Annotated in this window: 10 protein-coding genes; 9 read left to right on the top strand and 1 reads right to left on the bottom strand. The window is 68.4% G+C overall.

Annotated features, from left to right (window positions below):
- Window positions 1–22 precede the first annotated feature (22 nt).
- Window positions 23–1,447 carry an aldehyde dehydrogenase family protein gene (locus tag BFF94_RS15600; protein ID WP_128851560.1) on the top strand — a complete coding sequence of 475 codons (1,425 nt, stop codon included), beginning with the start codon at window positions 23–25 and terminating at the stop codon, window positions 1,445–1,447.
- 190 nt (window positions 1,448–1,637) lie between these two features.
- Here the strand turns inward: BFF94_RS15600 and BFF94_RS15595 are convergent, their stop codons facing one another.
- Entirely contained in the window at window positions 1,638–2,492 is an 855-nt protein-coding gene (locus tag BFF94_RS15595) for a FadR/GntR family transcriptional regulator (protein WP_128851557.1), read from the bottom strand.
- A gap of 229 nt (window positions 2,493–2,721) precedes the next feature.
- Here BFF94_RS15595 and BFF94_RS15590 point away from each other — a divergent pair, with 229 nt between their 5' ends.
- The 8 genes from BFF94_RS15590 (at window position 2,722) to BFF94_RS15555 (ending at window position 11,490) form a co-directional block, all read left to right on the top strand.
- Window positions 2,722–3,930 carry an ABC transporter substrate-binding protein gene (locus BFF94_RS15590; RefSeq protein WP_128851555.1) on the top strand — a complete coding sequence of 403 codons (1,209 nt, stop codon included), beginning with the start codon at window positions 2,722–2,724 and terminating at the stop codon, window positions 3,928–3,930.
- Between the two features lie 69 nt (window positions 3,931–3,999).
- Window positions 4,000–4,860 carry a branched-chain amino acid ABC transporter permease gene (locus BFF94_RS15585; protein WP_128851552.1) on the top strand — a complete coding sequence of 287 codons (861 nt, stop codon included), beginning with the start codon at window positions 4,000–4,002 and terminating at the stop codon, window positions 4,858–4,860.
- Entirely contained in the window at window positions 4,857–5,900 is a 1,044-nt protein-coding gene (locus BFF94_RS15580) for a branched-chain amino acid ABC transporter permease (RefSeq protein ID WP_128851549.1), read from the top strand. Before BFF94_RS15585 ends, BFF94_RS15580 begins: the two co-directional genes overlap by 4 nt.
- A complete protein-coding gene (locus BFF94_RS15575; RefSeq protein WP_219139520.1) occupies window positions 5,897–6,664 on the top strand; it encodes an ABC transporter ATP-binding protein in 768 nt (255 codons plus the stop codon). Before BFF94_RS15580 ends, BFF94_RS15575 begins: the two co-directional genes overlap by 4 nt.
- A complete protein-coding gene (locus tag BFF94_RS15570; protein ID WP_128851544.1) occupies window positions 6,661–7,362 on the top strand; it encodes an ABC transporter ATP-binding protein in 702 nt (233 codons plus the stop codon). The genes BFF94_RS15575 and BFF94_RS15570 overlap by 4 nt, the downstream gene beginning before the upstream one ends.
- 34 nt (window positions 7,363–7,396) lie before the next feature.
- Window positions 7,397–8,677 carry a Zn-dependent hydrolase gene (locus BFF94_RS15565; protein WP_128851542.1) on the top strand — a complete coding sequence of 427 codons (1,281 nt, stop codon included), beginning with the start codon at window positions 7,397–7,399 and terminating at the stop codon, window positions 8,675–8,677.
- A complete protein-coding gene (locus BFF94_RS15560) occupies window positions 8,674–10,164 on the top strand; it encodes a M81 family metallopeptidase (RefSeq protein ID WP_219139519.1) in 1,491 nt (496 codons plus the stop codon). Before BFF94_RS15565 ends, BFF94_RS15560 begins: the two co-directional genes overlap by 4 nt.
- Window positions 10,165–10,302: 138 nt before the next feature.
- Window positions 10,303–11,490 carry a YncE family protein gene (locus BFF94_RS15555; RefSeq protein ID WP_128851539.1) on the top strand — a complete coding sequence of 396 codons (1,188 nt, stop codon included), beginning with the start codon at window positions 10,303–10,305 and terminating at the stop codon, window positions 11,488–11,490.
- The last annotated feature ends 151 nt before the right edge of the window (window positions 11,491–11,641 follow it).

Here is an 11,641-nt window from a genome sequence, read left to right as displayed (position 1 = left end):
TCCTTCATTTCAGGAGCATTCGATGCGAACGTCACAACAGTCCCATATCGACGGCCAGTGGCTCGATCCGGCCGATGCGCGATCGATCGACGTGATCGACCCGGCCACCGCGCGGCCGTATGCGCAGCTCAGGATCGGCGGCACGGCCGACGTCGACCGTGCGGTCGGCGCGGCGAAGCAGGCTTTCGACACCTACTCGCGCTGGCCGGTCGACGAACGTGTCGCGCTGCTGCGACGCGTGCTCGAGATCTACCAGCGCCGCTACGAAGAAGTCGCGCAGACGATCAGCCGGGAGATGGGCGCGCCGATCGCGTTCGCGCGCGCGATGCAGGCCGCGGTCGGCACCGCGCACCTCGAACAGACGATCCGCGCGCTGCAGTCGTTCCGGTTCAGCACGCAGACCGATTCGCTGCTGGTGTCGCACGAGCCGATCGGCGTGTGCGCGCTGATCACGCCGTGGAACTGGCCGATCAACCAGATCGTGTGCAAGGTCGCGCCGGCGCTCGCGGCCGGCTGCACGATGGTGCTCAAGCCGAGCGAGATCGCGCCGTTCAGCGCGATCCTGTTCGCGGAGATCCTGCACGAGGCCGGCGTGCCGCCCGGCGTGTTCAACCTCGTGCACGGCTACGGGCATGAAGTGGGCGACGCGCTGTCGCGGCACCCGGATGTCGACATGGTGTCGTTCACGGGCTCGACGCGCGCGGGCGTCGAGGTCGCGAAGGCGGCTGCCGACACGGTGAAGCGCGTGCACCAGGAGCTCGGCAGCAAGAGCCCGAACCTGATCCTGCCCGACGCCGACATCGAGGATGCGGTCACGCGCGGCGTGCGCAGCTGTTTCAGCAACAGCGGCCAGTCGTGCAATGCGCCGACCCGCATGCTCGTGCATGCCGATCATCTGGCGCTGGCCGAACAGGCCGCGCGCCGCGAGGCGGAACGCACCGTCGTCGGCGATCCGCGATCGCCGGAAACCGGCATCGGGCCGGTGGTCAGCCGCACGCAGTTCGACCGCATCCAGCATTTCATCCGGCTCGGGATCGACGAAGGCGCGACGCTCGTCGCCGGCGGCCCCGGGCGGCCGGACGGGCTCGGCGACGGCTTCTACGTGCGGCCGACGGTGTTCTCGAATGTCACGCCCGGCATGACGATTGCACGCGAGGAGATCTTCGGGCCGGTGCTGTCGATCATGACCTACCGGACCGAGGACGAGGCCGTCGCGCTCGCGAACGATTCGGTCTACGGGCTCGCGGCCTACGTGCAGTCGAAGGATCTCGAGCGTGCTCGCAGGGTTGCGGCGCGGCTGCGGGTCGGCAACGTCCACATCAACTACCCGGCGTGGAACCCGGCCGCGCCGTTCGGCGGCTACAAGCGCTCGGGCAACGGACGCGAGTACGCGGAGTTCGGCCTCGTCGAGTATCTGGAGACGAAGGGCACGACGGGGTACGCTTGAGCGGTGCGCGATGAAGGTCCTGGCGGCCCGGGTGACCCAGGAGACGAATCCGTGTTCGCCGGTGCCGACGCCGCTCGCGGCGTTCGGCCGCAGCGGCCGGCCCGGGGCGTCACCGGCATCCGTGGCGCGGTAGTGGCATTCAGGCGCCGCGAAGCAGGCGGCGTCGAGCCGCCGCCGCGTTTGCCGACAATCAGCGCTCTTCGGGATCCGTCGCGGCCGCATCGGTGCCCGCAACGGGCGCGGCGGCTCGCCTGCGGATCTCGGAGTCGAGGATCAAACGCCCGCGCAGCTTGCCTTTCATCCGCTTCACATGCTTGGGCGCCTCGGTCATGTGCTCGACCATCAGCGCACGGACGCGCTCGGCATCGCGCTCGCGCGCGGCCTGCAGGATCGCCTTGTGGATCGACACGTTCGCTTCGCCGAAGCGCTTGTGCTCCACGAGCGGCGTATCGTTCCGGAACTCGATCAACTGCCGGATCATCTCGTTGATCAGCTCGCAGCTGAATCGCAGGAAGGGGTTCGGGTTCGCGGCCGCGAGGATGTCGTGGAACGTCGTGTCCTCCTGCCGCTGGCGCAGCATGTGGCCGCGGTCGTGCACGCCCGACGCGCCGTCGCAGCACGCGATGTTCGCCTCCAGTGCAGCGAAGTCGCGCTCGGTCAGGTGCGGCACGGCACCCGCCGCCAGCTCGGGTTCGAGCATCTGTCGCACCGTGTAGATGTCGTCGATCGTCACGTCCTTGAAGAACAGGTAGTTCTGCAGGAGCTGCAGCGTGCGGTCGAGCGGCACCTCGACGACCATCCCGCCACCCGACGGCCCCGTCGTGACCTTGATGAGCCCCTGCACCTCGAGCGACTTCAGCGCCTCGCGGATCGTGCTCTTGCTCACCGCATAGAGCTGCTGCAGCTCGGCTTCGCGCGGCAGGCGGTCGCCCGGCTTCAGGTCCTTCTCGGTGATCAGCCGCTTGATCTCCTCGGCGACGAGGTCGCCTCGCTTCGGCTGCTTGATTTCGACCGCGAGGCCCGCCCTGGCTCGGTCCATGACCATCTTCAAGACTCCTTTGTCTGACTGCGCGCCGCGTCATCGTCGACGATCCGTTCCGGCGCGGGTACGGAATTTTGCCTGATTGACACCAATTTTGATCAACTCTAGCATCATGTTCATTCTATTTATCATGATAAATAGGATAAACCGGCGGCGCGCATCCTGCAGGGCGTGGGCACGGTTTGGCAGTCGGTCGCATCGCGTGTGTCCCCCCTTTATCAGGAGCGTCAACTTGAATCGCCGAGAACTGTTGAAACTGGCCGCGCTGTCGGCCGTGCCGGGTGCGATCGGCAGCATGTCGTCCCGTGCCGCGTTCGCGCAGGGTTCATCCATCCAGCTGGCGTGCCCGGTGCCGATGTCGGGGCCGTTCGCCGCCAACGGCAAGTACGCCGATCTCGGCATGCAGCTCGTCGTCCAGCAATACGGCAAGGTGCTCGGCGCGCCGCTCGCCTATACGGCGCTCGACACCGAGGGCAAGCCCGCGACCGCCGTGCGGCGCGTGCAGGAGATCGCACAGCAGAAGGGCGTGCGCTTCTTCGCGGGCGGCATCCTGTCGTCCGAATCGCTTGCGATGGGCAAGGAAGTCCAGAAGGCGGGCGGCGTGTTCATCACGACGGCCGGCGCGGACGAGATCACCGGCAAGGATTGCAATGCGGCGACGTTCCGCTGGTCGGTGCCGACCTTCGGCGCGATCGAGCAGACGGTGCGCCCGTTGACCCGGATGCTGCCGAAGGCGAAGCGCTGGTACACGATCACGCCGCAATACGTGTTCGGCGAGGGCCTGCTGTCGGCCGCGAAGGCGGTCTTCAAGGAGAAGGGCATCGAGCATGTCGGCAACAGCTACCACTCGCTCGCCGAGAAGGAGTTCAGCGGCTACCTGACGAACGCGGCGGCTGCGCAGCCGGATGTGCTGCTGATCCTGAACTTCGGCTCGCAATCGTCGGACACGCTGCGCCAGGCCGTCAGCTTCGGGATGAAGCGCAACTGCACGATCCTGCTCGCGTGGGCCTCGGGCCTCGAGCAGTTCGAGGCGCTCGGGCCCGACATCTGCGACGGCGTGTATTTCGGCGCGCAGTACTGGCACGGCATCGATTCGCCGCTGAACCGCGATCTGGTGAAGCGCGCGAACGCCGCGTTCAAGGCGAACCCGAACTACAGCCTCGCGGGTTCGTACATCTGCTCGAAGATCCTGATCGACGCGATGGTGAAGGCCGGCAGCGCCGATCCGAAGAAGGTCGTCGCGGCGATGGAAGGCATGAAGTACGACGGCCTCACGGGCCCGGAGGAAATCCGCAAGGGCGACCACCAGGTACTGAAGAACTACTACCTGCTGAAGGGCAAGCCGAAGAGCCGGATGAAGAACGCGGACGACTATGCCGACATCGTCAGCTCGGGCCAGTCGTTCCTGCCGGTCGACAAGACGAGCTGCAAGCTCGCGTGACGCTGTGCACGCGTCCGCGGCCGTCGTGCGCCGCGGACCTTCGTTACCTTCCTTTCTGACACGGAAGCCATGAACGTCTATCTGCTGCAGATCGTCAACGGCATTGGCGTGGGCATGCTGTACTTCCTGCTCGCCGTCGGCTTGTCGATCGTGTTCGGCCTGCTGCGCTTCGTGAATTTCGCTCACGGCGCGTTCTACCTGCTCGGCGCGTATCTCTGCTACCAGGCGCTGCAATGGTCGGCGAATTTCTGGGTCGCGCTCGCGGTCGTGCCGCTCGTCGTCGGTGCGTTCGCGTGGGGCGTCGAAAAGCTCGTGCTGCGTCATGTGTACGCGCAGCAGCATGAATTCCACATCCTGGCGACGGTCGGGCTCGCGCTCGTGCTGCAGGAGTGCGCGATCCTCGCATGGGGCCCGCTCGGGGACAACGTGCCGCCGCCCGACGCGCTGAACGGCGTCGTGATCTGGGGCGGCTTCGTCTACCCGAAATACCGGCTGTTCGTGATTGCGTTCACGGCCGTGCTCGCCGCATTGCTGTGGTGGGTGCTCGAAGGCACGCGGCTTGGCAGTACGGTGCGCGCGGGCAGCGAATCGGCGGAGATGGTATCGCTGCTGGGCATCAACGTGACGCGCGTGTTCAGCCTCGTGTTCGCGCTCGGCGCGGCCACGGCTGCGCTCGCGGGCGTGCTCGCCGCGCCGATCCGCGGCGTCGATCCGTTCATGGGCATCGAGGCGCTCGGCGTCGCGTTCGTCGTGGTCGTCGTCGGCGGGATGGGGAATTTTCTCGGGGCGCTCGTCGGCGGGCTGCTGGTCGGCATCGTGCAGAGCCTGATGAGCACGCTGTGGCCGGAAGGCGCGCGATTGATGATCTATGTCGCGATGGCGGCCGTGCTGCTGCTGCGTCCGAACGGGTTGCTGGGGAGGGCTGCATGATCGAATCGTCGAAACCGCTGCCGCCGGGGACGGCGGCCCCGCAACGCCCGCATTTGTGGCGTCGCGCGCTGCAGCGGCCGGAAGGCTGGCTCGCGGTGGCCGTCGTGTGCGTGCTGCCGGTCGCGCTGAGCTCGGGCTCGCTCGCGACCGAAGTGCTGGTGTTCGCGCTCGCCGCGCTCGGCTGCAACCTGTTGCTTGGGCTTACGGGGCTGCTGTCGTTCGGGCAGGGCATCTTCTTCGGGCTCGGCAGCTACGCGGCGGGGCTGGTGCTCACGCACGGCGTCGCGTCGGTGAGCGCCGCGCTGGTCGCGGCCGCCGTGCTCGGTGCCGTCGCGGCCGCGCTCGTCGGCTGGTTCTCGATCCGGCAGCGCGGCACCTATTTCGTGATGCTGACGCTGGCGTTCGGGCAGCTCTTCTACTTTCTCGCCTATACGACGCCGGACGTCACGGGCGGTGACAACGGGCTACTCGACATCCCGCGCCCCGTGCTGTCCGCGTTCGGGCATCCGCTCGTCTCGCTCGATTCGCCGTGGCGCTACTACGGCTTCGTCGCGGTGCTGTTCGTCGCGGTGTTCTGGCTGCTGTTGCGTGTGTCGCGCTCGGTGTTCGGCCGTACGTTGCTTGCGATCCGCGACAACGAGGCGCGCGCGGCGGCGGCCGGCTACGACGTGAAGCGCTTCAAGCTCGCGGTGTTCGTGATCTCGGGCGCGGTCACGGGCCTCGCGGGTGCACTGCACGCGTTGATGACGGGCATCGCGCCGCTATCGAACATCGACTATCACACGAGCGAGATGATCCTCGTGATGACGGTGATCGGCGGCACGGGCAACCTGTTCGCGTCGGTGCTCGGCGCGGCGTTCTACGTGCTGTTCGCGGACTGGCTGTCGACGCTTTGGCCGCGCTGGCTGCTGCTGCTCGGTCTCGTGCTGATCGCGGTCAGCCTGTTCATGCAGCGCGGGTTGTGGGGATTGGGTGAACGCGTCGTGGCGTCGCTGCGGCGCGCCGGCCGCACGGCGGCCACGGCCGAGGAGCAGCAATGAGCGAAGCGATTCTCGAGGCGCGCGGCGTCGTCAAGCGCTACGGCAAGTTCACGGCGCTGGGCGGCGTCGATCTGCGGATCATGCCGCGCACCGTTCATTCGGTGATCGGGCCGAACGGTGCGGGCAAGACGACGCTGTTCCATACGCTGACGGGCACGTTGCCGATCACGTCGGGCTCGATCCTGTTCGACGGTCACGACGTGTCGCGCGAACCCGATCACAAACGCGTGCGGCGCGGTATCGCACGCTCGTTCCAGGTGACGAGCCTGTTTCCGAACCTGAGTGTGCGCGAGAACCTGCGTGTTGCCGCGCAGGGCGTCGAATCGCGGCGCGCGCTGAATCCGTGGACGCCGCCGCGCGGCGCGCTCGCGCACGCCGGCATCGTCGACGATGTGCTCGAGCGGCTCGGCCTGCAGCGCTTCGCCGACACGGCGGCCGGCGTGCTGTCGCACGGCCAGCAGCGCCGGCTCGAGGTCGGGATGGCGCTTGCGGCGCGGCCGCGCGCGATCTTTCTCGATGAGCCGACGTCGGGCATGGGGATCGACGATCTCGGCGACATGAAGGCGCTGATCCGCGGCCTGCGCGACGACTACACGGTCGTGCTGATCGAACACAACATGGGAATCGTGATGGACATCTCGGACACGATCACGGTGATGCAGCAAGGGCGCGTTCTGGTCGAAGGCAAGCCTGATGCGATTCGCGGCGACGAGCGCGTGCGCAGCGCGTATCTCGGCAACATGATCACGGGAGGCCGCGCATGATGCTCGACGTGAAGGAGGTCCATGCCTGCTACGGCAAGAGCCATATCCTGCAGGGCATCTCGCTGAACGTGAATGAAGGCGAGACGGTGACGCTGCTCGGCCGCAACGGCGCGGGCAAGTCGACGACGCTCAAGACGATCGCGGGCGTCGTCGCGCCGACCGGCGGCACGGTGACGTTCGCGGGCCGGCCGGTGTCCGGGCAGCCCGCGCACCGGATCGCCGCGCGCGGCCTGTGCTTCGTGCCCGAGCATCGCGGGATTTTCCGGCTGCTGTCGGTCGAGGAAAACCTGCGGCTCGGTGCGCGCCGCGATTCGCCGTGGCAGCTCGACGACATCTACCGGATCTTTCCGCGCCTGAAGGAGCGCCGCCGCAACGGCGGCGCGCAGCTGTCGGGCGGCGAGCAGCAGATGCTCGCGATCGGCCGCGCGCTGATGAACCACCCGCGGCTGCTGATGCTCGACGAGCCGGTCGAAGGGCTCGCACCGGTGATCGTCGAGGAGATCGTCGAGCAGCTGAAGCAGATCAAGGCGGCCGGCGTCGCGATCCTGCTCGTCGAACAGAACCTCGAAGTGTGCACGCAGATCGCCGACCGCCACTTCGTGATCGAACAGGGCGTGATCGTCTACGAAGGCAGCAACGCGGCGTTCGCGGCCGATCACGAGGTGAAGGACCGTTACCTGGGCGTCGGCGTCGCGTAAGCGCCGAGTCCTTTCATTGCGAGGAATTCCATCGATGCAAGTTCAGGATTCGACACCGGGCGTCGCGGCGTCCGGCTTGCGCGTCGACGGCGCGCGGCTGTGGGACAGCCTGATGCGTCTCGCGCGGATCGGCGCGACCGACAAAGGAGGCGTGTGTCGCCTCGCGCTCACCGAGCTCGATCGCGAAGCACGCGACCTGTTCACCGCCTGGGCGAAGGAAATCGGCTGCACGGTGCGGGTCGACGCGATCGGCAACATCTTCGCGCGGCGCGCGGGCGAACGTGACGACCTGCCGCCCGTGACGACGGGCAGCCATATCGACACGCAGCCGACCGGCGGCAAGTTCGACGGCAACTACGGCGTGCTCGCGGGCCTCGAAGTGCTGCGCACGCTCGACGATGCGGGCGTGCGCACGCGTGCACCGCTGGAGGTCGCGGTCTGGACCAACGAGGAAGGCTCGCGCTTCGTGCCCGTGATGATGGGCTCCGGCGTGTTCGCCGGCGCGTTCACGCTCGACCATGCGCTCGCGCAGTGCGACCGCGACGGCGTGTCGGTGCACGACGCGCTGGCCGCGATCGGCTATGCGGGCGATGCGCGCGACGCGCATCCGGTCGGTGCGTATTTCGAAGCGCATATCGAGCAGGGGCCGGTGCTGGAAGCGCACGACACGACGATCGGCGTGGTCGAGGGCGCGCTCGGGCAGCGCTGGTATGACGTGACCGTACACGGGATGGAGGCGCACGCCGGCCCGACGCCGATGGAGTTGCGACGCGACGCGCTGCTGGTCGCGGCCGATCTCGTGCGCGCGGTGAACGGCATCGCGTGCGCGCATCCGCCGCACGGACGCGGCACGGTCGGCTGGGTCGACGTACACCCGAATTCGCGCAACGTGATTCCGGGCCGCGTGACGCTGACCGTCGACCTGCGCGCGGCCGACGATGCGACGCTCGCGGCGATGGATGCGGAATTGCGCGCGGCATGCGCCGACCTCGGCGCATCGGCCGGCATGCGGATCGACGTCGAGCAGGTCGTGTACTTTCCGCCGCAGCCGTTCGACGCGACGCTGATCGAGCAGGTTCGCGCAGGCGCGAGCGCGCTCGGGCTGTCGTCGATGAACGTGATCAGCGGCGCGGGCCACGACGCCGTGTATCTCGCGCGCGTTGCGCCGACCGCGATGATCTTCGTGCCGTGCAAGGACGGGATCAGCCACAACGAGATCGAGGATGCCGATCCCGCGCATCTGGAGGCCGGCTGCAACGTGTTGCTGCAGGCGATGCTCGGTGCGGCCGCGCTCGCGGAGGGCCGCGCGCGATGAAGATCCTGATTGCCCGGATGAACCACGAGACCAACACGTTCTCGCCGGTGCCGACGCCGCTCGCCGCGTTCGGCCGCAACGGCCCCGACTGGGGCGACGACGCGTATCGCGCGAATCGCGGGATGCGCACCGCGATGGCCGCGTTCATCGACGCGGCCGCGCGCGAAGGCGCTGAAATCGTGACGCCCGTGTCGGCGGCCGCGAACCCGAGCGGGCCCGTCGCGGCGGACGCGTATGCGGCGATCTGCGACGCGATCGTTGCGGCCGCGCCCGGCTGCGATGCGGTGATGCTCGACCTGCATGGCGCGATGGTCGCCGAGCAGAGCGCGGACGGCGAAGGCGACCTGCTCGAGCGCGTGCGTGCGGCGCTGCCCGATGCGCCGATCGCGGTCGCGCTCGACCTGCACGCGAACGTCACGCAGAAGATGATCGACCACGCGGACGTGATCGTCAGTTTCAAGACTTATCCGCACGTGGACATGGTTGAGACGGGCGAGCATGCGGCGCGCGTGCTGCTCGACCGGCTTCACGGCCGCGCCCGGCCGGTGCTCGCGTGGCGGCAGCCGCCGCTGATGGCGTCGACGCTGCGCAGCGCGAGCGCCGAAGGCGCGATGCGGCGCGCGGTGGAGGCCGCGCGCGCGGCCGAGGCCGACGGGATGCTCGCGGTATCGGTATTGCCCGGCTTCTCGCTCGCGGATATTCCCGCGCCGTGCATCAGCGTCGTGGTAGTCGCCGACGGCGACCGTGCCGCGGCCGACGAGGTGGCCGAGCGTATCGCGCGGCAGATCTGGGACGCGCGCGACGATTTCGTTTATCGCAGCGCGCCGCTCGCCGAATCGGTCGCGCAGGCCGCGGCGCTCGCGCGCGGCGCGGACCGCCCGGTGCTGATGCTCGATCACGGCGACAACTGCATGTCGGGCGGCCCGTGCGACACGATGGATTTGCTCGAGGCCGCGCTCGCGCACGGGCTGGACGGGATCGTCAGCGGGCCGTTGTGCGACCCCGAAGCCGTCGCGGCGCTGATCGACGCGGGCGTCGGCGCAACCGTCACGGTGCCGGTCGGCAACCGGATGCCGTCGCACGGCGGCGTGCGGCGCGAGCCGTTTCGCGCGACGGGCGTCGTGCGCGCGCTCACCGACGGCGAATACGTGATCACGGGGCCGACGTACACAGGCCAGCGCGCGTACATGGGCCGCGCGGCCGTGCTCGACATCGGCACGGCGACGCTGGTCGTCACCGAACGCACGCAGGAGCCGTGGGATCTCGGCGTGTTCGAGAGCGTCGGCGTCGATCCGCGCCGCGCGCGCTTCCTGCTGCTGAAGTCGCGGATGTATTGCCGGCCGGTGTTCGTGCCGATCGCGGCCGCGCTGGTCGAATGCGACAGCCGCGGCGTGACGGGTTCGGACTACGGGCTGTTTCGCTACGAGCGGCTCGCGCGGCCGGTGTATCCGCTCGATGACGTCAAGCGGTGGGAGCGGGGCGCGTGACGGACGGCCGGACGGAAACGGGTGCCTGACGCCGGATTCGCGCGCTTTCGGGCATCATGCGATGGCATCGGCCCGTCGAGCAGCAGGGTCGTGCCAAGCATTCATTGCGTCCGCAACCGATCCGGAGAACCGACCGCCATGCATTCGAATCCTTTCCGCCCGCGCAGCGCGCGCCTGCTCGCCGCGCTGACCCTCGCCACGACGGCTGTCGCCGCGCACGCCGCCGACTGGATCGTGTCCGGCAACGACGGCAAGTACCAGCGCGTCGAGGGCCGCGACACCTTCCCGGCCTCGCCGCCCGCCGACACGCTGACGCTGCTCGACGCCAGTACGTTTCCGCCGAAGGTCGCGCTGCAGGTCGATGTCGAGAACGGCATCCAGGGGCCGCCGCAGGCCGTCGCGATCACGCCCGACGCAAAGCTCGCGCTCGTCGGCGCGCCGACGCGCTACGACACGGCCGCGAAGCAGCTCGTGTTCGACACGTTCCTGCAGGTCGTGAATCTCGATACCGCGCCGCCCGCGATCGCGCGCATCGAGCTCGGCGCGCATCCGCAAGGGATCGCGATCGATCGTTCGGGCCGGCTCGCGCTCGTCGCGAACGTCGACGGCAGCGTGTCGATCCTGCGCATCGACGGCACGCACGTGACGCTCGACGGCAACCTGAAGATCGGCAAGAAGCGGCTCGCGGGGATCAGCTTCACGCACGACGGCAAGCATGCGCTCGTGTCGCTGCGCGACGAGCAGGGCGTCGCGGTGCTGAACGTCGACGACGGCAAGGTGACCGACAGCGGCACGCGCCTGAGCACGGGCGTCGCGCCTTACACGATCGACGTGTCGAGCGACAACCGCTGGGCCGTCGTCAGCAACGTCGGGCTTGCGGGGCTGCCGGGCTATACGGGCACGCTCGCGGGCGACGCCGATTCGGTCGCGCTGATCGACGTGTCGCGCGTGCCGTTCCGCACGGTCCAGTACCTGACGGTGCCGTCGCTGCCGGAAGGCGTCGCGATTTCGCCGAACGGGAAGTGGATCGCCGTGCAGGCGATGGACGGCTCGAACCTGACGCCCGACAATCCGGGCCGCCGCAAGCTCGGCAAGGTGCTGCTGTTCGAGATCCGCGACGGGCAGGCCGTCAAGACCAGCGAGGTGCCCGGCGGCGAAGCCGCGCAGGGCATCGTGTTTACCGCCGACAGCCGGCACGTGATCGTGCAGTTCAACGTCGAACGGCAGCTTGCGCTGTATGCGGTGGAAGGCGGCAAGCTGCGCGATACGGGCAAACGGATTGCGCTGACCGGCGGGCCGTCTTCGTTGAGGACGTTGCCGCGCTGACGCATGCATTGGCGCGTACGCCGGCCATTCGTTTGTATCCCTGAGTGAATGTGGCGCCCGGATCGACCGGGCGCCTGTTGATGCACGCCCTTCTCCGGCGCCGCTGCAACGCAACAAATCCCGGCAATTTGTACTCCGCGCCACTTAACTC

The sequence above is a fragment of the Burkholderia catarinensis genome (assembly GCF_001883705.2).
GTDB classification, from domain to species: Bacteria; Pseudomonadota; Gammaproteobacteria; order Burkholderiales; family Burkholderiaceae; genus Burkholderia; species Burkholderia catarinensis.
The sequence above is the reverse complement of the archived record's forward strand: the minus strand, read 5'-3'. Positions and strand labels throughout refer to the sequence as shown.

Bases quoted from the DNA above. Each gene is read 5' to 3' on its own strand.
- BFF94_RS15600 (WP_128851560.1), top strand. From the start codon at position 23: ATGCGAACGTCACAACAGTCCCATATCGACGGCCAGTGGCTCGATCCG.
- BFF94_RS15595 (WP_128851557.1), bottom strand. From the start codon at position 2,492: ATGGTCATGGACCGAGCCAGGGCGGGCCTCGCGGTCGAAATCAAGCAG.
- BFF94_RS15585 (WP_128851552.1), top strand. From the start codon at position 4,000: ATGAACGTCTATCTGCTGCAGATCGTCAACGGCATTGGCGTGGGCATG.
- BFF94_RS15580 (WP_128851549.1), top strand. From the start codon at position 4,857: ATGATCGAATCGTCGAAACCGCTGCCGCCGGGGACGGCGGCCCCGCAA.
- BFF94_RS15575 (WP_219139520.1), top strand. From the start codon at position 5,897: ATGAGCGAAGCGATTCTCGAGGCGCGCGGCGTCGTCAAGCGCTACGGC.
- BFF94_RS15570 (WP_128851544.1), top strand. From the start codon at position 6,661: ATGATGCTCGACGTGAAGGAGGTCCATGCCTGCTACGGCAAGAGCCAT.
- BFF94_RS15565 (WP_128851542.1), top strand. From the start codon at position 7,397: ATGCAAGTTCAGGATTCGACACCGGGCGTCGCGGCGTCCGGCTTGCGC.
- BFF94_RS15560 (WP_219139519.1), top strand. From the start codon at position 8,674: ATGAAGATCCTGATTGCCCGGATGAACCACGAGACCAACACGTTCTCG.
- BFF94_RS15555 (WP_128851539.1), top strand. From the start codon at position 10,303: ATGCATTCGAATCCTTTCCGCCCGCGCAGCGCGCGCCTGCTCGCCGCG.